Source organism: Ensifer sp. 38_S197 (assembly GCF_056924495.1).
The window spans coordinates 966,804-989,279 of record NZ_JBXOVZ010000001.1 but is presented as its reverse complement, the minus strand read 5'-3'; the positions used below and the strand labels follow the sequence as shown (position 1 = coordinate 989,279).

Here is a 22,476-nt window from a genome sequence, read left to right as displayed (position 1 = left end):
GTGTTGTTGCCCCTCATCCGCGCGGTAAAGGGCACTTTTCCGGAAATGCGGTCTACAGCGTGCAGGAGACGCAGCCCTGGACCTGTGTGCCTTCGAGCGCCATCTGCCGAAGGCGGACGTAGTAGATGGTCTTGATGCCCTTCTTCCAGGCGTGGATCTGGGCGCGGTTGATGTCGCGCGTCGTTGCTGTGTCACGGAAGAAGAGGGTCAGCGACAGGCCCTGGTCGACGTGCTGGGTCGCCGCTGCATAGGTTTCAATGATCTTCTCGGGCCCGATCTCGTAGGCGTCCTGGTAGTATTCCAGGTTGTCGTTGGTCATGAAGGCAGCCGGATAATAGACGCGGCCGATCTTGCCTTCCTTGCGGATCTCGATCTTCGAGACGATCGGGTGGATCGAGGAGGTCGAATGGTTGATGTAGGAGATCGAGCCGGTTGGCGGCACGGCCTGAAGGTTCTGGTTGTAGAGACCGCTCTCCATCACCGCCCGTTTCAGCTCGAACCAATCTTCCTGCGTCGGGATGGGGATGCCGGCTCTCTCGAAGAGGCCTTTCACCTTTTCTGTCGCCGGCAGCCATTCAGCCTCGGTGTATTTGTCGAAATATTCGCCTGACGCATATTTCGAGTTCTCGAACCCTTTGAAGCTCTGGCCTTTCTCGACCGCCAACCGGTTCGAGGCTTTGACGGCGTGATAGGTCACCGTGTAGAAATAGATATTGGTGAAATCGATGCCTTCCTCGGAGCCGTAGAAGATGTGCTCACGGGCGAGATAGCCGTGCAGGTTCATCTGGCCGAGGCCGATCGCGTGGCTGTCGTCGTTGCCCTTCTCAATCGAGGGCACCGAGGAGATGTGGCTCATTTCGGAGACGGCGGTCAAGGCGCGGATCGAGGTTTCGATCGTGTGGCCGAAGTTTGGTGAGTCCATCGCCGCGGCAATGTTCAGTGAGCCGAGGTTGCAGGAAATGTCCTTGCCCATGCGGGCGTAGGAGAGGTCCTCGTTGAATTCGCTGGCCTCGCTCACCTGCAGGATTTCCGAGCAGAGATTACTCATGGTGATGCGGCCGGCGATCGGGTTTGCCCGGTTCACCGTGTCCTCGAACATGATGTAGGGATAACCACTTTCGAACTGGATCTCGGCGATGACCTGGAAGAACTCGCGCGCCTTGACCTTCTTCTTGCGGATGCGCGCATCCTCGACCATCTCGCGATACTTCTCCGTTACCGAAATCTCGGTCAGCGGCATGCCGTAGACGCGCTCAACATCATAGGGCGAGAACAGATACATGTCCTCGTTGTTGCGGGCGAGCTCAAAGGTGATGTCCGGGATCACGACGCCGAGGGACAGCGTCTTGATGCGGATCTTCTCGTCGGCATTCTCGCGTTTGGTATCGAGGAAACGCATGATGTCGGGGTGGTGGGCATGCAGATAGACGGCGCCTGCGCCTTGGCGGGCGCCAAGCTGGTTGGCGTAGGAGAAGGAGTCTTCGAGCAGCTTCATGATCGGGATGATGCCGGACGACTGGTTCTCGATCTGCTTGATCGGTGCGCCCATCTCTCTGATATTGGTGAGCGACAGCGCCACGCCGCCGCCGCGCTTGGAAAGCTGCAGCGCCGAATTGATCGCGCGCCCGATACTCTCCATGTTGTCCTCGATCCGCAGCAGGAAGCAGGAGACGAGCTCGCCGCGGCTCTTCTTGCCGGCATTGAGGAAAGTCGGTGTCGCTGGCTGGAAACGGCCGGAAATGATCTCGTCGACGAGATCGCGGGCAAGCTGCTCGTTGCCGCGCGCCAGCGTCATCGCCACCATGCAGACGCGATCCTCGTAGCGCTCCAGGTAGCGCTTTCCGTCGAAAGTTTTCAGCGTATAGGAGGTGTAATATTTGAACGCGCCGAGGAAGGTCGGAAAACGGAACTTCTTGGCATAGGCGTGGTCATAGAGGTCGCGCACGAAGTTGAAGGAGTACTGGTCCAGCACCTCCTGTTCGTAATAGCCCTCGGTCACCAGATAATCGAGCTTTTCCCTAAGGTTATGGAAGAAGACCGTGTTCTGGTTGACGTGCTGGAGGAAGTACTGTTTCGCCGCCAGCCGGTCCTTGTCGAGCTGGATCCGGCCCTCTTCGTCATAGAGGTTGAGCATCGCGTTCAGTGCGTGATAGTCCAGCGCCGCTTCCGTCGCCTTCAGGGGGTGTTCGCGTGTTGTGACGTCCAAAATCGTTCCATCCCGTTTTTGACATTAGCGACGTCTTCGTCCGTTCCGATTAGCTCGAAACGATAAAGATAAGGCACGCAGCACTTGGCCGAGATGACGTCGCCGGCGACCCCGTAGGTCGCGCCGAAATTGCTGTTGCCCGCGGCAATTACGCCGCGGATGTGAGAGCGGTTGCCCGCGTCGTTCAAGAAGCGGATTACCTGTTTCGGCACGGCACCCCGGCCGTCGTCGCCGCAATAGGTGGGCACGACCAGCACATAGGGTTCGGTGACGGTAAGCGTATCCTTACCTTCCGCGAGTGGTATGCGCTTCGCGCGAAGGCCGAGTTTTTCGACGAAGCGATGGGTGTTTTCCGAGCGGCTGGAAAAATAGACGATAAGCCCCACCGCCTGTCTCCTCTAAGAAAGCGTGCTGATCTTGTCGGGGCGGAAACCCGCCCAGTGTTCGGGGCCGGCGACGACGACGGGGAGCTGCATGTAGCCGAGGCCCTTGACCGTCTCGAGTGCGTCCTGGTCGACGGAGATATCAATGACCTCGTAGCTGACGCCCTGGCGATCGAGGGCCCGATAGGTCGCGGTGCATTGGACACAGGCGGGCTTGCTGTAGACGGTGATGTTCATTTCTTCCTCGTTTGGTCGGCTGGATAGGGGCAAGAGAAGGCACGTGGACACGCGACCGCGATCCGGCGAAATGCGGGGGCTGTCATGGCTGTGGCTTGCTCGGATATGGAGCCCGGGCACGCCTCTTCTTCAGCTGCGCGGGAAACCGCGCCTCTTGATTGGCGAGTGATAGGATTTCGATGACGCAGACATGACTTCACCCCGAAGCTTTCGACAGGCTGCCGGGGAGACGTCGAGACGATCAGGCAGGCTCATCCTGCCGTACTCAACCCCTCCGGACACCCCGCCCGTGGACGTTTGTTGCTCGAGGCAGGTCTCCTGGCTCACGGGTCGACGCTTCCATCCCGACCTTCCCGAGGCCTCATGCCTCAGTGGTCCAATTCCGGACAGTTGCTCGCCGTCTACAGTTGCGGGGGCAGCTACGGGATAGCCGGGCGGAAAGCCGCCGGCGCACCGTATTCCCGTCTTAGCTCCCAATCCTTGCGAATCGGAAGAACCTCGAACACTAGATATAGTATCTGATCGCAAATTTGCGTCAATAGGTGCGCGATGTCAAAGACCCGGTGCGGAGGGTCGTTTCTTTCTCGGTATGGATAACGGGAAGTAAACGGCAGACTGCAGCGGAACCTACTGGGGGAGGCTTGTTGGCTTCAATCTGGCGCGCTCCGCCAATGTGCGTCGTGGCGCCGCCGCGGCGATTGCGAGGATTCTGGCCGAAGGTCTCTGCGGTGTGGTCCGCTCGATCGCGGGATGCTGCACCAGAAGATCCGGACAGGTTCTGTCTCGGCAATCCATCAGTCGCAAAGCGAGATGCTGACGTCCCTGTTTTCGCCGGGCTGCGCGCGCGGCGAGATCGTCACGGCTGGCAGCGTGTTGGTGCGGTCCCTCTTTGGTGAGGGTTTCGGCCCGGATGACGTGTCTTCCTTCGACCAGTGCCATGGATCGGCAACGTCGCCGACGCGCGCGCGGATGGTCTCGTGATCCCGCGTCAGGCCGATATCCCGGAGCTGGAATTCGCTGAACGTATCGATGGCGATGGTCGAGTTGAGGGCGCTCCCGGCCTGCTTCAGGACATGAAGGATCGTTGATCGCACTGCGTTAAGCATTGCTATCCTCTTTGTTTTCGCTGTTGTGTTCGCCAAAAAAGTGAGGAATTTTGCTGCTTCGCGCAAAGCGATTTCTCGCATGCTGGCATAAAGAATGCTTATCTCAGCGCCATGAGCAAGATACCTCCCATGAGTGCGGTGCGCGCCTTCGAAGCCGCCGCCAGGCACCTGAGTTTCACCCGCGCGGCCAAGGAACTCGGGATGACTCAGGCTGCCGTCAGCTACCAGATCCGGCTGCTGGAGGAGCGCATCGGCACGCCGCTCTTCGTGCGGCTTGCGCGCGAGGTGCGGTTGACGGCCGCCGGGCGGCAGTTGGCGCCGAAGGTGACGGAGGCGATCGATCTGCTGGGCGCGGCCTTCTCCGAGATTGCCGACAAGACCGAACATCACCTGCACATTTCCGTGCTTCCGACCGTCGTTTCGAGCTGGCTCGGCCCCAGGCTCGCCTCGTTCCAGACCGCCCAGCCGAACATCAGCATAAGGGTGCACATGTCGACCGATCTGGTCGACTTCAAGCGCGACGCCATCGATCTTTCAGTGCGCAGTGGCAGCGGCGACTGGCCGGGCAACGACGTGTTCCCGCTGTTCCCGATCGATTACATGCCGGTCTGCACCCCGTCATTCCTGGAAAAGCACCAGCTGAAGCATCCGTCGGATGTTCTGCGGGTGCGCCGATTCGGCAACGCCAGCTGGTGGCGGCGGTGGATGATCGAGACCGGCGTAGAGCCGCCGGAAAGCAACGGCACGGAGCTGATCTTCGACGTCCAGGCGATGGATGTCGCGACCACCCTGGCGGAACATGGCATCGCCATTGCCGTATCAACCTTCCTGATGGAGGAACTGAAGAGCGGCAGGCTCATTCGGCCGTTCGAACATGTGGTCAGGGACGGTCGCGCCTATTGGCTGGTCTATCCGCAAAGCAGCCGGCGGCAGAAGAAGATCCAGGCCTTTCGCGACTGGATCATTGCCGAGGCGGACGCGTCGAACGCGCTGCTCGCGATCGCGATGGATGATGCGAGGTCGGTATCCCCTCAGGCCGTGGTCGGCGCAAGTGCGCTCATGAAGCCTGAATAGGTCTTGCTGAGCGGTGATGCATACGAACCGCGCTTGCTGGTCATAAGTCCTTGCGACACCAACGCCTCCGCCTGCTTGACGGCGGCGGAGACGCCATCGATTACCGGAACGCCGTAATCGGCTTGCAGGTCCCGGGCAAGGTCTGCCATGCCGGCGCAGCCGAGCACGATCGCCTCGGCGCCGTCCTGAGTAAGTGCCAGTTCGATCTCGCGTCGCAGTTTGGCAAGGGCGTTCGAGGCCTTGTCTTCCAGTTCGAGCACCGGAATATCGGCGGCGCGCACCTTGGCCCTGCTGTCCATGCCGTAGTGCCGGACGAGATTCTCGATCAGGACGCGGGAACGTTCGAGCGTCGTGACCACAGTGAAGCGTTGCGCCAACATGGCAGCGGTCGCGACGGCGGACTCGCAGAGCCCGACCACTGGAATGCGGGCAAGCGCGCGGGCGGCTTCAAGGCCCGTGTCGTCGAAGCAGGCAATGACCGCAGCATCGGCGCCGGCCCTTTCCCCGTCGCGAATTTCTGTAAGCAGGCCCGGAAGTGCGACCGCGCCGTCATAATGCCCCTCGATCGAGGCCGGTCCGGACTTCGATGTGCGGGCGAGAATTTCCGTGGTGGGGCCGGCGACGGCCCGCGCCGCCGCGGCGGCCTTGGCCGTCATCGACGAGGTGGTATTGGGATTGACGATCAGGATGCGCATCTGGCCTAGCTCAGCTCTGCCTGGCGGCGCCGCAAGACCACAATGACCGCAAGCGCAACGAGGATGACGGTGAAGGAGAAAAGCGTGGTGACCGTGCCGAGTGCATAGAGCACCGGCGTCGTCACATTTGTGGTCATGCCATAGATCTCGAGCGGCAGGGTGTTGTAGCTGCCGGAGGTCATCAGCGTGCGAGCGAACTCGTCATAGGAAAGTGTAAAGCCGAAGAGACCGACACCGATGAGGCTCGGGGCGATCATCGGCAGGAGCACGTGGCGAAAGGTCTGCCATGAGGTCGCTCCAAGATCGCGCGCCGCCTCCTCATAGGACGGTGAGAACCGGTTGAAGACGGCAAACATGATGAGCACGCCGAAAGGCAGGGTCCAGGTGAGGTGGGCGCCGAAGCCGGAGGAATACCAGGCGGGCTTCAGGCCGAACTGCTGGAAGACGACACCGATACCGAGCGAGATGATGATCGACGGCACGACGAGGCTTGCGACGGTCAGATAGAAGAGCACGCTGGCGCCGCGGAAGCGCCGGCGGAAGGCAAGGCCGGCGAGCAGCGCGACCACGACGTTGACCGCCATCACCATCAGGCCGAGCGTGAAGGAACGGCGGAACGAGGCGCCGAAATCGCCGACCGCCTGTTTTTCGAGGAGATTGTAGAACCAGTGCAATGAAACGCCGTTCAATGGAAAGGTCAGACCGCCGTCCGGTCCCTGGAATGACAGGATCAGCACTGCCGAAAGCGGTCCGTAGAGGAACAGCACGAACAGGGTAAAGAAGATTGCGAGCAGGTAGAATTCCTTGCCGCGTCTTTCGTTGCTCATGTCAGAGCTCCTTACGAATGTCGACGACGCGCAGGATCGCGGCGACCATCGATAGCACCACGATCAACAGCACCACCGCATTGGCGGCGGCTGCCGGATATTGCAGCAGCGACATCTGGTTCTTCATCATCAGCGCCACGGACGCGCTCTGGCCGCCGGACATGACCTGCACGGTCGAGAAATCCGCCATGACGAGCGTGACGACGAAGATCGAGCCGATCGCCATGCCCGGCTTGGCGAGCGGCAGGATGACGTTCCAGAGGATCTGTCCGCCGGTAGCGCCGCAATCGCGTGCCGCCTCGATCAGCGAGCGGTCGATGCGCACCAGCGTGTTGAAGATCGGCGTCACCATGAACAGCGTGTTGAGATGAACCATGGCCAGGACGACAGCGAAATCGGAATAAAGCAGCCATTCGATCGGCTGCGGGATCAGCCCGAGTTCGATCAGCGTGGAATTGACGAGGCCATTGCGGCCGAGCACCGGGATCCAGGAGATCATGCGGATGATGTTGGAGGTCAGGAACGGTACGGTGCAGACGAGGAACAGCACCATTTGCATGGTGGTGGTGCGGACATGGAAGGCGAGGAAATAGGCCACCCAGAAGCCGATTGAGAGTGTCAGCGCCCAGACGAGGACGGTGAACTTCAGGGTGTTGAGATAGGTCTTCCAGGTGACCCAGGAGCCGAGCGTATCGGCGTAGTTCATCGTCAGGAAATCCGGATAAAGCCCTGCGAAGTCGTAATCCCAGAAGCTGACGACGACGATGGTGAGAATCGGCAGCACGAAGAAGAAGCCGAGGATCAAGAGGAGGGGCGTGGCCTGAAGGTGGGAGGCCAGCGCACGTGGAACGACCCAGCGGCGGATTGGCTTGTCCGCACTGATTTCCCCTGACTGCGAAGTCGCAAGTGTCGCCATCTTCGTTCCCCTCTGGATTTCCTCGGATGGGGGCTGTCCCTCATCCGCTTGCCGCCACATTCTCCCCGCGCGCGGGGAGAATGGACAGCACCGTTTTGCGCCTCTAGCCTTACCCATGTGGCATGTCCCCTCTCCCCGCATGTGGGGAGAGGGCTAGGGTGAGGGGCAAAGCCTTAGCCAGAACGGTCGTTCCAGCCCCGACGGAAGCCCCATTATGCAGCGATGAACTCGTTCCAGCGCTTGATCATGTAGCGATCCTCGTCCATAACCGAGTTCCAGCAGGCAACCTTGCCCATGCGTTCCTCGAACGAGCCGCCATCGCGCACGGCACCGGCCTTCTCCATCACCTTGCCTTCCGGCGACAGGATATCGCCCTTGGCGGGCTTGCCTTCCACCCAGAAGCCCCACTCGTCCTCGGACATGAAGCCTTTGGCGGTTTCCATGGCGGCGGAATAGTAGCCCTGGCGGTTGAGATAGGCGCCAACCCAGCCGGACAGGTACCAGTTGATGTATTCATAGGCCGCGTCGAGCTGGGCGCCCTGAAGATGGGCGGCAAGGCCGAGGCCGCCGCCCCAGGCGCGGTAGCCTTCCTTCAGTGGCTGGTACTTGCAGGCGATACCCTTGGAACGGACGGCGGCGACCGCCGGCGACCACATGGACTGGATGACGACTTCGCCCGAAGCCATCAGGTTGACGCTTTCGTCGAAGGATTTCCAGAAAGCGCGGAACTGGCCGTCCTGCTTGGCCTTGATCAGGAAGTCGATCGTCTTGTCGATCTCGTCCGTGGTCATGTTGCCCTTGTCGGCATATTTGATGTTGCCCATGGCCTCCATGATCATCGCTGCATCCATGATGCCGATAGAGGGGATGTTGAGGATCGCCGTCTTGCCCTTGAAGGCGGGGTCCATGATGTCGGCCCAGGTCGAGATCTCGCGGCCGACGAGATCAGGACGAATGCCGAGCGTGTCGGCATTGTAGATCGTCGGGATCAGCGTCATCCAGTCGGTCGGCGACTTGGCAAAGGTCTTGGAATCCTGCGCGTCGACGAAGCCGACGGTATGCGGCGCCGTGCCTTGCGCGACCACGCTTTCGGGCTTCAGCTTGCCGTCGATGAAGAGTGGCACGATCTTGTCGAAGTACTTGATCTTCTTGACGTCCATCGGCTGCATTACGCCGGCCGGGAAGACCTTCTTGGCGATCCAGTACTCGATGTCGGCGATGTCGTAGGAGTCTGGCTGGGTCACCGCCCGCTGGGCAGCGGCGTCGGAATCCGTCGCCGTCATCTCCAGCGTGATGCCGAGGTCTTGCTTGCACTTCTCGGCAATGGCGTTGATGTTGGAAACGCCGGTGCCGAACTGGCGCAGCGTGATCGGGTTCTGGGCCCAGATCGTCGGGAAGCCGGTGATGGCGCCCGACCCGGCGATCGCGCCGACGGCGGCAGCGCCGGTCTTTAGCAGTGACCGGCGTGTCAGGCTGGCACCAGGCTTTTCGGTCTTGTTTTCAGTCGTCATGCGCAGTTCCCCTTTTGTGATGGTTGGTAGCTCATGCGGAAAGGCGGCCGAGGGGGACGACGTCCTCCAGGGTCCAGCTCAGGGAGACCGCGTCGCCGACCGACACGGGTTTCCTGAAATAGTCGCTGTCGCTGACGATCAGCGTGAAGTCGTCGCTGCCGGCGCCGATGGCAGTCAGCTTCACCGACGCGCCGCGATATTCGATGTTGGAAACCACGGCCTGGAAGCCTAGGCCCTTCTCACTCGGCGCATCGAGCCGCACGCGATCGGTGCGGATGCCAATGTCGATCGGCCGGCCGATCTCCTGGGCGATGTCGCGCACCGCAAAGACCTGACCCTCCGCCGTCTCCATTTCGACGATGCTGTCGGTGATCGCCCGGACCTTTCCCGAGAGCACGTTGTGGTCGCCCATGAAGCGTGCAACGAAGGCGGTTGCCGGCCGCTCGAACACCATGCGCGGTGCCGCCGCCTGCTCGATCCGGCCGTTGTTCATCACCACGATCAGATCGGCGAGCGCCATGGCCTCTTCCTGGCTGTGGGTGACGTGCACGAAGGTGATGCCAAGCGTCTTCTGCAGTTTTTTCAGCTCTGCCCGCATGCGGATCTTCAGGAACGGGTCGAGCGCCGACAGCGGCTCGTCGAGAAGCAGCGCCTCCGGCTCGGTGATGAGTGCACGGGCAAGCGCCACGCGCTGCTGCTGGCCACCAGAAAGCTGGGCCGGACGCCTGGAACCATAGGCCTCCATCTGCATCAGCTTCAACATGTCGAGCGCCTTGGCGCGACGGGCGTCGCGGTCGACCCCCTTCATCTTGAGGCTGAAGGCGACGTTGTCGACGAGGTCGAGATGGGGGAACAGCGCGTAGGACTGGAACATCATCGCCGTATTGCGCTTGGCCGGCGGAAAATCGGTGACGACGACATTGCCGAGCCTGAGGTCGCCCAACGAGATGCTCTCATGCCCCGCGATCATGCGCAGCGTCGAGGTCTTGCCGCAGCCCGATGGGCCAAGAAAGCAACAATAGCTGCCGGCGGGGATTTTCAGGCTGATCGAATGTACGGCTGTCGTCGAGCCGTAAATCTTGGAAACGGACACGATATCGATCTCTGCGGCTTTCGACATGACGCTTTCTCCTTGCAACAGAGGAGAAGCATCAATCGTGCCAGTTTCGATCGGCGCGTCTAAGGCTGTGTTTTCATGGGGTATTGCCCTTTCCCGTCATCGCCGGTGAAAATCCCTGTTTTGAAGCGACTGCTCATGAATTGAGCTTTTCGTCGCCAATATGCGCAAATTATTGTATACAATAGTATGAATTTTTGGGCACGGGCGCCGCAAAGCCTCCGAGGGGAAGGGCTTCGGCGGATTTCGCGACCGCCTGTTTTTCCGAAACGTGAAGCTTTCATGGAAAAACTGAAAATCAACTGAGGACGACTGTTACCAAACTGACATGGCAGCTCCCTAAAGACTGCGGCCAACCGCAGCCGGAGGGGGAGATGAAAGCCCTCCGACGCGCACGCCTTGAAGCCATCGTCGGAGGCCATTTCCATGAAGATCGTCCAGATCAGCGACACCCATCTCAGCCCGGTGAAGAGCCATTTCAACGACAATTGGGAGCCGCTTCGCGCCTGGATCGAGGCGACGGCGCCCGATCTCGTCATCCATACCGGCGACGTGACGATCGACGGCGCCGATCACGAGGACGACATCACCTTTTCGCTCGAGCTGATCGGCCAGCTCTCGATGCCGGTGCTGATCGTGCCCGGCAATCATGACGTCGGTCACCTGCCGGGTTCGCATCAGCCGGTGGATGCGCAGCGGCTTGCCCGCTGGCGCGGGCTCGCCGGGCCGGATTATTGGGTCTCCGATTACGAAGGCTGGCGGCTGATCGGGCTTAACAGCTTGCTGCTCGGCTTCGAGGACGAGGAAGAGGAAAAGCAGTTCGCCTGGTTCGAGGAACAGTTGCAGAGCCGCGACGGACGCAAGGTGGCGATCTTCGCCCACAAGCCGCTTTTCGTCGACGCGCCGCAGGAAGGCGACACCGGCTATTGGAGCGTTCGTCCCCGCCAGCGCCAGCGTCTTTATGACCTGATCGCAGGTTCCGACGTGGCGCTGCATGCGAGCGGGCATCTGCACTGGGCGTGGACGGGTGAACATGCCGGAGCGGCGCTCGTCTGGGCGCCGCCGACCTCTTTCATCATCGATACTTTGGAACGGCCGATGCCGGGCGAGCGGCTGGTCGGCGCCGTCGTCCACACGTTCACCGATGCGAGCGTTTCCAGCGAAATCGTTGCGGTTCCGGGGCTGACGAGCCACGTGCTCGATCCGATCGTTGAGGAGGTCTATCCGCAAGCGGTGAAGACGAAGCCTCACGTGGAGGCGGCGCAATGAGCGTTCTTTCGCTTCGCGGCATCACCAAGTCCTATGGCGGCAATGCCATATTGAAGGGCGTCGGCCTGGAGGCGGAAGCGGGCGAGTTCATCGCCCTCGTCGGCCCGTCCGGTTGCGGCAAGAGTACGCTTTTGCGCATCGCCGCCGGCCTCGACCATGGCGACACCGGCGAGATCGTCATCGGCGGCCGGGACGTTGCCCGCATGGCGGCGGCCGATCGCAACATTGCGATGGTCTTTCAGTCCTACGCCCTCTATCCGCATCTGACAGCTGGCCAGAACATCGCCGTACCGCTCGCCATGCGACGCCTGACGGCAATGCAGCGCCTGCCTGGAATCGGCAATTTCCTGCCGGGACAAAGGCAAATCCGCACCGACATCCAGCGCCAGGTCCAGGAAATGGCCTTGGCGCTGAAGATCGACCATCTGCTCGATCGCAAGCCCGGCCAGATGTCCGGCGGCCAGCGCCAGCGCGTGGCACTCGCCCGCGCCATGGTGCGCCGTCCGGCCGTCTTCCTCATGGACGAACCACTTTCCAATCTCGATGCCAACCTGCGTGTGCATGCCCGCGGCGAGATCGTCGACCTGCATCGGCGCGCCGGCGTGCCGACGCTCTATGTCACCCACGACCAGTCGGAAGCCCTGTCGATGGCCGACCGGGTCGCGGTGATGATCGGCGGCAACTTGCTGCAACTGGCGACCCCCAAGGAGATCTACGACAATCCCTCGCATATCGAGGTCGCCCGTTTCCTCGGTCAGCCGAAGATCAACGTGCTGGAAACCCGTACCGATGCCGCTGGCCTCGTGCGCTTCGGCGACCTGGTGCTGCTGGCGAGCCGGGGACAGGTGTCGGATGCATCGGTGAAGCTCGCTATCCGTCCGGAATTCGTTCGCTTCCATCCGGCAACTGCCCGCCGGTTGAGCGCACGGGTCGAGCGCATGGAGTTTCTCGGCTCGGAAGTCATCGTCCACGCCCGCCTCGATGCGATCGGCGAGGTGATGGCGTCGAAGGCGACACCTGCCGAAACTGCAGCTTGGACCGTCGGCCAGCCGGTTGACGTCGAGATCATGCCCGAGCGGACGATGCTCTTCGATGAGCAAGGTGTCCGGCTGCTGGCCGAACCGGTCGCTTCCGCTGCCGCGCTGGAGAAGATTGATGGTTAGCGCTTCGACATTGGAGACGGGGATCGCGGCGCCCGAGATACGCGAAGCCCGCATCGCCTGGCTGCTCGCCTTGCCTGCGATCGTGCTGCTCTTCCTCTTCATTCTGCTGCCGACGGCGGCGGTGATCGTGCTCGGCTTCACCGATTTCGAACTCGGCTACAGCAACTGGCGCTTCGTCGGCTTCGAGAACTATGTCGAACTCTTCAGTGATCGCACCTTCCGCCGCTCGCTCTGGAACACCGCAGTCTATACGGCGATCGTCACGCCGGTTTCGATCGTGCTGGCGCTGGTAATCGCCATGCTGATCGAGGCCGAGACCAAGGGCAGGGCCTTGTTCCGCACGGTCTATTTCCTGCCGGTCGCCTCGCTGCTGGTCGCCATGGCGACCGTCTGGCAGTTCCTCTTCCATCCGACCATCGGCCCGATCAACACCTTCCTTGCGCTCTTCGGCATCGCCGGTCCCAACTGGCTCGGCGCCTCCGGCACGGTCCTCTACGGCCTGTCGATCATCGGCACCTGGCAGTCGGTCGGCTTCAACATGGTGCTGTTTCTCGCCGGCCTCACCGCAATCCCGCGCGAGCTCTATGCCGCCGCAGAAGTGGACGGCGCCAAGACCTGGTTCGATCGCTTCCGGCTGGTGACCTGGCCGATGCTCGGGCCGACGACGCTATTCGTGACCACCATCAGCATCATCAATTCGGTGAAGGTGTTCGAGACGGTGAAGACGCTAACCGAAGGCGGTCCGAACAAGGCGTCGGAAGTACTGCTCTTCACCATCTACCAGGAAGGCTTCGTCTATCTGCGCGTCGGTTATGCCTCGGCGATGACCGTCGTCTTTCTCGCAATCCTCGTCGTCTTGATGTTCCTGCAGTACCGCGTGCTCGACCGGAAGGTGCATTACGCATGACCAGCAACGCTTTCTCCGTCGCCCGCATCGCCCGCCTGACGGTCCTGTCGCTTGGCGCTTTGCTCTTCCTTGCGCCCTACATCTTCATGGTCTCGACCGCCGGCAAGCCACAGAGCGAGATCTTCTCCTCCTCGCTCTCGCTCATCCCGCAGCAATGGTCCTATGTCGAGAACTTCACGAAGGCGCTGTCGCGCGTCTCGATGACGACCCTGCTTTTCAACGGCGTCATCGTCTGCGCGCTGATCTTCGTCATCCAGATCGTCGTCGCCATCCCCTGCGCCTATGCCATGGCGAAGCTGAAGTTCCGCGCTGCGCGGACGATGATGGTGCTGGTCATGCTCGGACTGCTCGTGCCGATCCATGCGACCGCGCTGCCGATCTATGTCGCCTTCGACAGGCTCTCGGTGCTGAACAGCTACACCGCGCTGGTGGCACCCTTCTCGATCTCGGTCTTCGCGATCTTCCTGTTCCTGCAGTTCTTCCGCGCCATGCCCGACGACCTGATCCATGCAGCCCGGCTCGACGGCATGTCGGAAGCGGGCATCGTCGCGCGCGTCATCGTGCCGAATGCCTGGCCGGCGGTCACCGCCTTCGCGATCTTCTCGGTGGTCGCCCACTGGAACGATCTCTTTTGGCCACTGATCGTCGTCACCAACCAGGATTACGCTACCCCGCCGCTCGGCCTGCTCTATTTCCGCGCCGCCGAAGCCGGCGACGACTACGGCGCGCTGATGGCCGCCACTCTCATCATCACCCTTCCCCTCGTGACTGCTTTCCTGCTGGCGCAGAAACGCTTCGTCGAGGGCATCACCATGACCGGACTCAAAGGCTGAACGGTCCAACCAGGAGCGCATCCATGAAACATCTGAGAGAGCTTTTCACCGCGGCTGCCGCATCGCTGATGCTCGCCGCACCGGCCCATGCAGAGACCGTGCTGACCGTCCATTATCCGATGCCAGGCTTCTTCAAGGACGTGATGGACACGATCTCGAAGAAGTTCATGGAAGAAAACCCAGACATCAAGATCACCTTCGCCAATCCTTCGGCGACCTATGAGGAAGGCATCCAGACGATCATGCGGCAGGCCGGTACGGCCGAGATGCCCGATCTCACCTTCATCGGTCTCAACCGCCTGCGCATGGTCAACGAGCGCGACATTCCCGTCGATCTCGGCCCGTTCATCGCCAAGGACGGCAACATGGCCGAGCAGGGCTTTTCCGAAAACATCCTGAAACTCGCCCAGGTCGGCGGCAAGCAGGTGGGCCTCGCCTTCGCCACGTCCAACCCGATCATGTATTACAACGCCGATCTGGTGCGCAAAGCTGGAGGCGATCCGGAAAACCCGCCGAAGACCTGGGACGAGGTCATCGCGCTTGGCGGCAAGATCAAGGCGCTCGGCGACGGCAACGAGGGTATCGACTTCCGTTGGCAGGGCGACGACTGGATGTTCTCGGCACTGCTCTTCGGCGCCGGCGGCGAGATGCTGAGCGCAGACGAAAGCAAGGTTGCCTTCAACGGTCCGCAGGGTGAGAAGGCCGTCGAAGTGCTCGACCGCATGGTGAAGGAAGGCGGGCTGCCGGTTCTGACAAAGCAGGCCGGCGAGCAGGCCTTCGTTGCCGGCAAGGTCGGCTTTGCCTTCCAGACCACCGGGGCGCTGCGCAACACGATCAAGAATGTCGGCGGCAAGTTCGATCTGCGCACCGCCCATATTCCGCTTATCGATCCGGCAAAGGGCAAGCTGCCGACCGGCGGCAATGCCGTCGTCATTCTGACGCGAGATGCCGAGAAGCAGGAAGCCGCCTGGAAGTTCGCGAAGTTCGCCGCCGGCCCCTATGGCGCCTCGGTTGTCGTTCCGGGCACCGGCTACGTGCCGAACAACGAACTTGCTGCCAAGTCGCCTGAGTATCTCGCCAACTTCTACAAGGAAAACCCGCTGTTCCGCGCCGGCCTCGAGCAGATGCCGCTGATGCGCCCCTGGTATGCCTTCCCCGGCAGCAACGGCGTAAAGGTCACCCAGACGATCGTCGAGAACCTGTCGCGCATCGTCGAGCAGTCGGCGGCGCCGAAGGAAGCACTGGACGAGGCTGCGGCCGAAGTCGAAAGCCTGCTGCCGCGCAGCTAAATTCGATTGGCACGATGATTGTCGCCGCCCCGGAGGAAACTCTGCGGGCGGCGTTCTCATGTCAATCAGCCGAGGCGTCGAACCGTCCCGCCGGCATAGAGCCGGCACTCAAGCGTGAGATGACGGCAGTCGGAGGCATTTTCGGCCATGTCGAGCAGTAACGCTGCAGCGGCCAGTCCCATGTCGCCGTCGGGCATGGCGATCGTGGTGAGCGTCGGGCTCATCAGTCGTCCAAGCGCAATGCCGTCGAAGCCCGCGACAGAGACGTTATCGGGAACGGCAAGGCGCTCGCGCCGGAGCGCCGCAATCACGCCCAGCGCCAGGAGATCGTTGGAGGCGATGATCGCGGTCGGGCGGTGCTGCGTCAGGACCGTCCCGAGGTCGAGGTTCTCGTAGCCATCGACGAAGGGGATCTCGACCGCCTCGATTGGTGGAACGCCTGCCTCCTGCATGGCGGCCACATAGCCATCGTAGCGCAGGCGTGCCCGGTCGGACGAGCGGAAGTGGCCCGAGACGACGAGGATGCGCCGATGGCCATGGTCCAGAATGTGGCGGGTGAGCTCGAAACCGGCCCGGTAATTGTCGACGGTGACGGCGGCGGCAAAACGGGCGACCGGCAGGTTGTTGAGAAGTACCGTCGGCGGCAGCGCCGCCGAAAGCGCCTCGCTCGTGCGGGCATCGCAAAGCGTCAGGATCAGGCCGGTCGGGCGCTGCTCGAGCAGCGAGCGCACCGCGCGTGCCTCGAGCGCCGGGTCGTAGTTGGATTGCGCGATCAGCACCCCGTGGTTCGCCGCCTGCATGCGATGCTGGATGCCGCCGAGCGAGGCGGCAAAGACAGGATTGGTGACGCTCGGCACCAGGACACCGACGACAGGCTGGTTTCGCACCGTGGTGCGTCCCGCCTGCACCGGCCGATAACCGAGTTCAGCTGCCGCGCGGCGCACGCGCCGCACCATCTCGTCGCTGACCGGGCCCTCGCCGTTCAGCACGCGCGAGACGGTGGCCAGCGAGCAGCCGGCGTGGAAAGCGATCTGCTGCAGGGTTGCCATCGGCGTTGTCTAGCTGCGCTCCATGACAGCAGATTGAAGTCTTCCGAAAGCGATCCGAGGCATGGTGCGTGAATTATTATTCATGCAGTGAATTATATTGACAGTCGCTGAATCCACGGCTTTAATCGCCATTGTCGGAAGTCGAGGAGGAGTTCCGACGAACTCATCATTCAGTGGCCGCAAGCAGGCGGCCCATCGGTTTTTGGGAGGGGCTTCGGCCTCGAGGAGGACGCGTGCGCAAATTTTTCAGCACGACCGCTCTGGCGGTCATTGCAACGTCATATTGGGCCGCTCCGGCGAGCGCCGAAACGGCCAACCCGTTTCGCTGCCAGCCCGGCGAAAAATACGTCATGAACGTCATGGTATCGGGCGTCGAATACTGGTTCCCGGTCTATGAGATGTTCAAGCAGGCCGGGCAGCAGTTCGGCTGCGAGACCGAATATACCGGCACGCCGGAATACGACGTCAACAAGCAGATCGCCACCTTCGACCAGGCGCTTGCCCAGAACCCGGCCGGCATCCTGGTGCATCCGATGAACTCGGATCCGTTCATCGAGCCGATTAACCGGGCGATCGATCAGGGCACGGCGGTCGTTACATTCGCTGCGGATTCGCCGCTGTCGAAGCGCGTCTCCTTCATCACCTCTGACAATACCCGCGAAGGCATCTACGCGGCCGATGCGATCGCCGAGAAGATGGGCGGCAAAGGCGAATATGCGGTTCTCGAAAACCCTGGCCAGGACAACCACGACAAGCGCATCGCCGCCTTTGTCGGCCGCATGGCCGAGAAGTGGCCGGAGATGAAGCTTGTCGGTCGCGCCGCCTCGAACCAGGATCCGAACAAGGCCTATCAGGGTCTGATGAGCATCATCCAGGCCAATCCGAACCTCGGCGCCGTGTTCATGCCGGAAGCCAACTCCGCCATCGGGGCGGCCCAGGCCAGCAAGGAAAGCGGCGGCAAGGTGCTCGTCATGTGCGCCGACGTCAACGCCAACATCCTCGACATGATCAAGGCTGGCGAAGTCTTCGGTTCGATCAACCCGAACCAGGGCATGCAGGGGTATATGGGTTTCATGCTGCTCTGGCTCGCCAAGCATCCGGATCTGATCGATCCGATGAACGACGCCAAGCGCACGGGCTTCAATCCGATGAGCATCCCCTTCGTCGACAATGGCCTTTCCATCGTCACCGCTGACAATGCCGACGACTTCTACTGGGACAAATACCTGAAGCGTCGTGGCACCAAGGGCATTGACGAGTAGGGATATGAATTGGCTGCCCGGCCTGTTCCGGGCAGCCAAGAATGCGGAGTGGAGGATGGCATGGCAGCACAACCGGTTCTGGAGGTCCGGCGCGTCACCAAGCATTTCGGTGCGGTGAAGGCGTTGACGGAGGTGGATTTCCTGTTGGAGCGAGGAGAGATCCACGCGCTCTGCGGCGAAAACGGCGCCGGCAAATCCACGTTGATGAACATCATCGCCGGCGTGCTGCAGCCGAACGACGGCGAGGTGCTGGTCGATGGAGCGTCTGTGAAGATCACCTCACCGGCAACCGCCCAGGCGCTCGGCATTGGCCTGGTCCACCAGGAAATCGCGCTGTGCCCCGATGCGACGGTGGCAGAAAACATGTTCATGGCCGCCACCAACCGCCGAGGCTCGCCGCTGATGAACTATGGCGCGCTGGAACGCGAGGCTCAGGTCGTGATGAACCGGCTTGCGCCGATCGACGTCCGGCGCAAGGTCGCCGATCTTGCCATCTCTAGCCAGCAGTTGGTCGAGATCGCCAAGGCACTGACGCTCGATTGCCGTGTGCTGATCCTCGACGAGCCGACCGCGGCGCTGACGGAGGCGGAAGCACAGGCGCTCTTCGGCATCATCCGCGACCTCAAGGCCGCGGGCATTTCCATTATCTATATCAGCCACCGCATGGCAGAGATTTTTTCGCTCTGCGATCGGGTCACCGTGTTCCGCGACGGCCGGCATGTCGTTACCGAGAAGATTGCCGGCGTGACGCCTGACGATATCGTGCGCCGCATGGTCGGCCGGGAGATCAGCCAGCTCTATCCGCCGAAACAGGCGCCGGAAACACGCTCGGATGAGACCATCCTTTCGGTTCGGGAGCTCAGCGACGGTGACCGCATCGACACCGTGTCCTTCGCTCTTCGCCGCGGCGAAATCCTTGGGTTTGGCGGCCTGATCGGTTCGGGTCGCACGGAGATCGCCGAGGCGATCTGCGGTCTCAGGGCCAAGTCGAAGGGTGAGATCGCTCTGTGCGGAACGCCGCAGCGCATTGCCAATTACCGCGATGCCGTCGATGCCGGCATCGTCTACCTCTCGGAGGACCGGAAAGGTTCCGGCGTGTTCGTCGATCTCTCGATCGCGCAGAATATTTCCGTTCTGGATCTGGAGACGCTGACCGGGCGGCTCGGATTGCTGAATACCAGGGCGGAGGCCGACCTTGCCCGCGACTTCGTGCGGCGTCTCGGCATTCGCATGGGTGGCATCGACATGCCGGTGTCGTCGCTGTCAGGCGGCAATCAGCAGAAGGTGGCGATCGCGAAGCAGCTTGCGGTGCGGCCTCAGGTCATTCTGATGGACGAGCCGACGCGCGGCATCGATGTCGGCGCGAAGTCGGAAATCCACCGGCTGCTGCGCGAGCTCGCCGAAGCCGGCATCGGCATCGTCGTGATCTCGTCCGAACTGCCGGAACTGCTCGGGCTCTGCGACCGGGTCCTGGTCGTGCGCGAAGGCGCGATCGCCGGTGAGCTCGATGAGACGGAAATGAGCGAGGAGGCGGTGATCCGCCTGGCGTCCGGAGTGACGCAGACGGATCACACCGCGATGGGCAGGACGGCAAATGTCGCCTGAAAGAAGGGAAAGAGCCGGGGAGGCGGAAATGGCTGTTGACACGATGATTGTAAGCGAGAGGCAGGCGCCTGCCTGGAAACGCATAGGCGCGATGCGCGAGGCCGGGCTGATCGCCATCATCCTGGCGCTCGGCATCGTCATGAGCTTCGCCTCGCCGCATTTTCTCACCTTCGGCAACCTGCGCGCCATGCTGATGAGCTTTTCGGTCGAAGGCATCGTCGTCGTCGGCATGACGATTCTCCTGATCGTCGGCGGCATCGATCTTGCCGTCGGCTCGGTCGTCTGCTTCGCCATGGTGCTGGCAGGCTCCCTGTTCCTTGCTGGGGTCGATCCCTGGACGGCCTCGTTGGTCGGCATTCTCGCGAGCAGCCTGATCGGCATGATCATGGGCTTCTTCGTCACCGTCGTCGGGCTCAACCACTTCATCACGTCGCTCGCCGGCATGGTGATCGTGCGTGGCCTCTGCCTCGTCATCACCAAGGGCACGCCGCTGTCGCTCTTCACGCTGCCGGCCTCCTTCAAGGCCGTGGGGCAGGGCACCTTGCACGGCATCCCCTATGTCATCCTGATCTTCGTCGCCGTCGTCGTGCTTTTCGACTTCCTGCTGCGCCGGGCGACCGCCTTTCGCAAGGTGTTCTATACCGGCAGCAACGAGAAGGCGGCGTTGTACTCGGGCATCAAGACGAAGCAGGTGAAGTTCTGGGTGACGGTTCTATGCTCGACGCTGGCGGGTGTCGCGGGCGTGATCTACATGTCGCGCTTCGGTGCTGCGACGCCGACCTTCGGCGTCGGCATGGAGCTCAACATCATCGCCGCCGCGGTCATTGGCGGCGCCTCGCTCAACGGCGGCTCGGGCACCATCCTCGGCGCCATTCTCGGCATTGCGTTGCTTTCGGTCGTCACCAGCTCGTTGATCCTGCTCGACGTCTCCGTCTATTGGCAAGACATGATCAAAGGCTGCATCCTGCTCGCCGCCGTTTCCATCGACCACTTGCTTCATAAGCGGAAGGCCGCCTGACATGCCGATTGCCAAACCCACTTTGACCCCGGTTTCAAACGCGCGCGAGGAACTTGTCGTCGCAAGGCAGATGCACCAGGCGCTCGTCCTGCATTTCCTGGAGGGGCTGACCCAGTCGCAGATTGCCGACCGGCTCGGCATCTCCCAGCCTACCGTCAATCGGTTGATCAAGCGCGGCCGGCAGCTCGGCCTGGTCGAAATCAAGATCAAGTCGCCGATCGAGCCGCTGGTCGACATGGAGGAGCAATTGCTGGCGATCGGCGGCATCCGTCGGGCGATCGTCGTGCCGACCGTTTCCGACAACCCGCAGACCGCGCTCCAGGCGGTGGGCGAAGCCGCGGCGCGGTTGCTGCTCGAAGAGATCGGCGACGGCGATACCATCTGCATCACCGGCGGCAAGGGCGTCAGCGCCGTCGTCGCCGGGTTGCATGCGCCCCGCCGCTTCGATGTCGAGGTCATCCCCGCGACCGGCTGTGTCCAGGGCAAGCACTATACCGACGTGAACCACGTCTCGACGCTGATGGCCGACCGGCTCGGTGGGCGATCCTACCAGATCCATGCGCCGCTCTTTGCCGACAGTGCGGCAGAACGGGCGATGCTGATCAACATGCGCTCAGTGGCGGACGTCTTTAAACGAGCGCGCGAAGCGAAGGTCGCGGTCGTCGGCATCGGTTCGATCCTCTCCGACGATTCGAGCTACTACGACCTCCATCCGTCATCCAGCACCGACCGGGCGGCAATCGAACGTTCAGGCGCAAGCTGTGAACTGCTCGCTCACCTGCTCAACGATAAGGGCCAGGTCTGCGATTACAGCCTCAACCGGTCGCTGGTGTCGCTGACGCTCGAGGAGTTTGCTTCGATCCCGACGAAGATCGGCGTGGCGAGCGGACCGAACAAGGCGGGGCCGATCTTGAGCGTCATGCGAGGGCACCACCTCGACACGCTGGTGACGGACGAGGCGACCGGCGAGCGCGTACTCGCCATGGCAGACGAAAAGGGACTTCTGGCATGAGCGGGGACCAATTGATGCGCGAGATCGGCCGATCGGGCGTGAAGGCTTCGGCCGTCGGGCTCGGCACCTGGGCGATCGGTGGTTGGATGTGGGGCGGCACCGACGAACGGGAATCGATCGCCGCGATCCAGGCCTCGATCGATGCCGGCGTGACGCTGATCGACACTGCGCCGGCTTATGGTCTCGGGCGCTCGGAAGAGATTGTCGGCAAGGCATTGGCCGGCCGCCGTGACAAGGCGGTGATCGCCACCAAATGCGGGCTCGTCTGGCACACGGACAAGGGTCGGCACTTCTTCGACCAGGACGGCAGGCCGGTGCATCGCTATCTCGGCCGCGACGCAATCCTCCATGAGGTGGAACAGAGCCTGAAACGGCTCGGCACCGACTATATCGACCTCTACATCACCCATTGGCAGGACCCGACGACGCCGATCGAGGAAACCATGAGTGCGCTCGACGAGCTGCGCCAGGCCGGCAAAATCAAGGCGATCGGCGCCAGCAATGTCGGCCGCGGCGAATTGGAGCAATACATCGCCGTCGGCGGGCTCGATGCGATCCAGGAGCGCTTCAGCATGATCGATCGCCAGATCGAGACGGAGCTGCTGCCGCTGACCAGGCGCAGCGATGTCGCGACGCTTAGCTATTCCTCGCTGGCGCTCGGGCTTCTCTCCGGCGGCATCGGGCCGGAGCGTGTCTTCTCGGGCGACGACCAGCGGCGGGACAATCCACGCTTCTCGGTCGGCAATCGTGAGAAGGTGGCGGCCTTTGCCAGGTCGATCCGTCCGATCGCCGAGAAGCATGGCGCGACGGTCGCCCAGCTCGTCATCGCCTGGACGCTTGCGCAGCAGGGCGTGACCTTCGCGCTTTGCGGCGCGCGCAATCCGGCGCAGGCGCTCGACAACGCCCGGGCCGGAACGATCCGGTTCGATCCTGACGACCTTGCAGGGATCGACGCGGCCATAGCGGCGACGCTCGTAAACATGGACAGCTAACGGAC

At 62.1% G+C, this 22,476-nt stretch carries 21 protein-coding genes and 1 riboswitch; of the genes, 11 read left to right on the top strand and 10 right to left on the bottom strand.

The genetic code is table 11. The annotated features are described in order from the left end of the window. Positions 1-52 precede the first annotated feature (52 nt). The 4 genes from nrdE to AC1Z3V_RS04430 all read right to left on the bottom strand — a co-directional run bounded on the left by nrdE (position 53) and on the right by AC1Z3V_RS04430 (position 3,932). Positions 53-2,206 (bottom strand): class 1b ribonucleoside-diphosphate reductase subunit alpha, encoded by a 2,154-nt coding sequence (nrdE, locus tag AC1Z3V_RS04445; RefSeq protein WP_483497464.1) that lies wholly within the window; start codon positions 2,204-2,206, stop codon positions 53-55. Next, a complete protein-coding gene (gene nrdI, locus AC1Z3V_RS04440; protein WP_483497462.1) occupies positions 2,176-2,592 on the bottom strand; it encodes a class Ib ribonucleoside-diphosphate reductase assembly flavoprotein NrdI in 417 nt (138 codons plus the stop codon). Before nrdI ends, nrdE begins: the two co-directional genes overlap by 31 nt. A gap of 12 nt (positions 2,593-2,604) precedes the next feature. Continuing rightward, positions 2,605-2,826, bottom strand: a complete 222-nt coding sequence (gene nrdH / locus AC1Z3V_RS04435) for a glutaredoxin-like protein NrdH (RefSeq protein ID WP_483497460.1) — start codon at positions 2,824-2,826, stop codon at positions 2,605-2,607. A 291-nt stretch (positions 2,827-3,117) separates the two neighbouring features. Beyond that, positions 3,118-3,342: riboswitch (cobalamin riboswitch) on the bottom strand. Positions 3,343-3,620: 278 nt separating this feature from the next. After that, positions 3,621-3,932, bottom strand: coding sequence for a hypothetical protein (locus AC1Z3V_RS04430; RefSeq protein ID WP_483497458.1), 312 nt, complete (start codon positions 3,930-3,932; stop codon positions 3,621-3,623). 129 nt (positions 3,933-4,061) lie between these two features. Here AC1Z3V_RS04430 and AC1Z3V_RS04425 point away from each other — a divergent pair, with 129 nt between their 5' ends. After that, positions 4,062-5,006 (top strand): LysR substrate-binding domain-containing protein, encoded by a 945-nt coding sequence (locus AC1Z3V_RS04425; RefSeq protein WP_483497456.1) that lies wholly within the window; start codon positions 4,062-4,064, stop codon positions 5,004-5,006. Here AC1Z3V_RS04425 and AC1Z3V_RS04420 read toward each other — a convergent pair. The 5 genes from AC1Z3V_RS04420 to AC1Z3V_RS04400 form a co-directional block, all read right to left on the bottom strand. Continuing rightward, positions 4,964-5,701, bottom strand: a complete 738-nt coding sequence (locus tag AC1Z3V_RS04420) for an aspartate/glutamate racemase family protein (RefSeq protein ID WP_483497454.1) — start codon at positions 5,699-5,701, stop codon at positions 4,964-4,966. The two genes, AC1Z3V_RS04425 and AC1Z3V_RS04420, sit on opposite strands and share 43 nt — an antisense overlap. A 5-nt stretch (positions 5,702-5,706) precedes the next feature. Further along, positions 5,707-6,528, bottom strand: a complete 822-nt coding sequence (locus tag AC1Z3V_RS04415; protein WP_483497452.1) for an ABC transporter permease — start codon at positions 6,526-6,528, stop codon at positions 5,707-5,709. 1 nt (position 6,529) lies between these two features. Further along, positions 6,530-7,444, bottom strand: a complete 915-nt coding sequence (locus AC1Z3V_RS04410) for an ABC transporter permease (RefSeq protein ID WP_483497450.1) — start codon at positions 7,442-7,444, stop codon at positions 6,530-6,532. A gap of 212 nt (positions 7,445-7,656) precedes the next feature. Continuing rightward, entirely contained in the window at positions 7,657-8,955 is a 1,299-nt protein-coding gene (locus tag AC1Z3V_RS04405) for an ABC transporter substrate-binding protein (protein WP_483497448.1), read from the bottom strand. A 31-nt stretch (positions 8,956-8,986) separates the two neighbouring features. Next, positions 8,987-10,075 carry an ABC transporter ATP-binding protein gene (locus AC1Z3V_RS04400; RefSeq protein ID WP_483497446.1) on the bottom strand — a complete coding sequence of 363 codons (1,089 nt, stop codon included), beginning with the start codon at positions 10,073-10,075 and terminating at the stop codon, positions 8,987-8,989. A 423-nt stretch (positions 10,076-10,498) separates the two neighbouring features. Between AC1Z3V_RS04400 and AC1Z3V_RS04395 the strand changes: the two genes are divergently transcribed. From AC1Z3V_RS04395 to AC1Z3V_RS04375, 5 genes are read left to right on the top strand one after another with little or no spacing between them, the layout of a single operon-like run. Further along, the gene (locus AC1Z3V_RS04395; protein ID WP_483497444.1) at positions 10,499-11,341 is read left to right on the top strand and encodes a metallophosphoesterase family protein; all 843 of its coding nucleotides are present in this window, start codon (positions 10,499-10,501) and stop codon (positions 11,339-11,341) included. Next, positions 11,338-12,504, top strand: a complete 1,167-nt coding sequence (locus tag AC1Z3V_RS04390) for an ABC transporter ATP-binding protein (RefSeq protein WP_483497442.1) — start codon at positions 11,338-11,340, stop codon at positions 12,502-12,504. Before AC1Z3V_RS04395 ends, AC1Z3V_RS04390 begins: the two co-directional genes overlap by 4 nt. Next, a complete protein-coding gene (locus tag AC1Z3V_RS04385) occupies positions 12,497-13,411 on the top strand; it encodes a carbohydrate ABC transporter permease (RefSeq protein WP_483497440.1) in 915 nt (304 codons plus the stop codon). The genes AC1Z3V_RS04390 and AC1Z3V_RS04385 overlap by 8 nt, the downstream gene beginning before the upstream one ends. Next, positions 13,408-14,244, top strand: coding sequence for a carbohydrate ABC transporter permease (locus AC1Z3V_RS04380; RefSeq protein WP_483497438.1), 837 nt, complete (start codon positions 13,408-13,410; stop codon positions 14,242-14,244). The genes AC1Z3V_RS04385 and AC1Z3V_RS04380 overlap by 4 nt, the downstream gene beginning before the upstream one ends. A gap of 23 nt (positions 14,245-14,267) precedes the next feature. Beyond that, positions 14,268-15,533 carry an ABC transporter substrate-binding protein gene (locus AC1Z3V_RS04375; RefSeq protein WP_483497437.1) on the top strand — a complete coding sequence of 422 codons (1,266 nt, stop codon included), beginning with the start codon at positions 14,268-14,270 and terminating at the stop codon, positions 15,531-15,533. Positions 15,534-15,598: 65 nt separating this feature from the next. On the opposite strand, the gene AC1Z3V_RS04370 is transcribed toward AC1Z3V_RS04375, so the two are convergent. Beyond that, positions 15,599-16,582: a LacI family DNA-binding transcriptional regulator gene (locus AC1Z3V_RS04370; RefSeq protein WP_483497435.1), complete on the bottom strand. Its 984-nt coding sequence runs from the start codon at positions 16,580-16,582 to the stop codon at positions 15,599-15,601. 233 nt (positions 16,583-16,815) lie between these two features. Here AC1Z3V_RS04370 and AC1Z3V_RS04365 point away from each other — a divergent pair, with 233 nt between their 5' ends. Genes AC1Z3V_RS04365 through AC1Z3V_RS04345 form a run of 5 tightly spaced genes read left to right on the top strand, consistent with a single transcriptional unit; the run spans position 16,816 to position 22,471 of the window. Continuing rightward, the gene (locus AC1Z3V_RS04365) at positions 16,816-17,844 is read left to right on the top strand and encodes a substrate-binding domain-containing protein (RefSeq protein ID WP_483497433.1); all 1,029 of its coding nucleotides are present in this window, start codon (positions 16,816-16,818) and stop codon (positions 17,842-17,844) included. A 60-nt stretch (positions 17,845-17,904) separates the two neighbouring features. Continuing rightward, positions 17,905-19,449: a sugar ABC transporter ATP-binding protein gene (locus tag AC1Z3V_RS04360; protein WP_483497431.1), complete on the top strand. Its 1,545-nt coding sequence runs from the start codon at positions 17,905-17,907 to the stop codon at positions 19,447-19,449. Positions 19,450-19,477: 28 nt separating this feature from the next. Beyond that, on the top strand, positions 19,478-20,467 hold the full coding sequence (locus AC1Z3V_RS04355; RefSeq protein WP_483497429.1) for an ABC transporter permease: 990 nt from the start codon (positions 19,478-19,480) through the stop codon (positions 20,465-20,467). Between the two features lies 1 nt (position 20,468). Then, the gene (locus AC1Z3V_RS04350) at positions 20,469-21,479 is read left to right on the top strand and encodes a sugar-binding transcriptional regulator (RefSeq protein WP_483497428.1); all 1,011 of its coding nucleotides are present in this window, start codon (positions 20,469-20,471) and stop codon (positions 21,477-21,479) included. Continuing rightward, positions 21,476-22,471 (top strand): aldo/keto reductase, encoded by a 996-nt coding sequence (locus AC1Z3V_RS04345; RefSeq protein ID WP_483497426.1) that lies wholly within the window; start codon positions 21,476-21,478, stop codon positions 22,469-22,471. The genes AC1Z3V_RS04350 and AC1Z3V_RS04345 overlap by 4 nt, the downstream gene beginning before the upstream one ends. The last annotated feature ends 5 nt before the right edge of the window (positions 22,472-22,476 follow it).

Bases quoted from the DNA above. Each gene is read 5' to 3' on its own strand.
- nrdH (WP_483497460.1), bottom strand. From the start codon at position 2,826: ATGAACATCACCGTCTACAGCAAGCCCGCCTGTGTCCAATGCACCGCG.
- AC1Z3V_RS04430 (WP_483497458.1), bottom strand. From the start codon at position 3,932: ATGCTTAACGCAGTGCGATCAACGATCCTTCATGTCCTGAAGCAGGCC.
- AC1Z3V_RS04425 (WP_483497456.1), top strand. From the start codon at position 4,062: ATGAGTGCGGTGCGCGCCTTCGAAGCCGCCGCCAGGCACCTGAGTTTC.
- AC1Z3V_RS04420 (WP_483497454.1), bottom strand. From the start codon at position 5,701: ATGCGCATCCTGATCGTCAATCCCAATACCACCTCGTCGATGACGGCC.
- AC1Z3V_RS04415 (WP_483497452.1), bottom strand. From the start codon at position 6,528: ATGAGCAACGAAAGACGCGGCAAGGAATTCTACCTGCTCGCAATCTTC.
- AC1Z3V_RS04410 (WP_483497450.1), bottom strand. From the start codon at position 7,444: ATGGCGACACTTGCGACTTCGCAGTCAGGGGAAATCAGTGCGGACAAG.
- AC1Z3V_RS04405 (WP_483497448.1), bottom strand. From the start codon at position 8,955: ATGACGACTGAAAACAAGACCGAAAAGCCTGGTGCCAGCCTGACACGC.
- AC1Z3V_RS04400 (WP_483497446.1), bottom strand. From the start codon at position 10,075: ATGTCGAAAGCCGCAGAGATCGATATCGTGTCCGTTTCCAAGATTTAC.
- AC1Z3V_RS04395 (WP_483497444.1), top strand. From the start codon at position 10,499: ATGAAGATCGTCCAGATCAGCGACACCCATCTCAGCCCGGTGAAGAGC.
- AC1Z3V_RS04390 (WP_483497442.1), top strand. From the start codon at position 11,338: ATGAGCGTTCTTTCGCTTCGCGGCATCACCAAGTCCTATGGCGGCAAT.
- AC1Z3V_RS04385 (WP_483497440.1), top strand. From the start codon at position 12,497: ATGGTTAGCGCTTCGACATTGGAGACGGGGATCGCGGCGCCCGAGATA.
- AC1Z3V_RS04380 (WP_483497438.1), top strand. From the start codon at position 13,408: ATGACCAGCAACGCTTTCTCCGTCGCCCGCATCGCCCGCCTGACGGTC.
- AC1Z3V_RS04375 (WP_483497437.1), top strand. From the start codon at position 14,268: ATGAAACATCTGAGAGAGCTTTTCACCGCGGCTGCCGCATCGCTGATG.
- AC1Z3V_RS04370 (WP_483497435.1), bottom strand. From the start codon at position 16,582: ATGGCAACCCTGCAGCAGATCGCTTTCCACGCCGGCTGCTCGCTGGCC.
- AC1Z3V_RS04360 (WP_483497431.1), top strand. From the start codon at position 17,905: ATGGCAGCACAACCGGTTCTGGAGGTCCGGCGCGTCACCAAGCATTTC.
- AC1Z3V_RS04355 (WP_483497429.1), top strand. From the start codon at position 19,478: ATGGCTGTTGACACGATGATTGTAAGCGAGAGGCAGGCGCCTGCCTGG.
- AC1Z3V_RS04350 (WP_483497428.1), top strand. From the start codon at position 20,469: ATGCCGATTGCCAAACCCACTTTGACCCCGGTTTCAAACGCGCGCGAG.
- AC1Z3V_RS04345 (WP_483497426.1), top strand. From the start codon at position 21,476: ATGAGCGGGGACCAATTGATGCGCGAGATCGGCCGATCGGGCGTGAAG.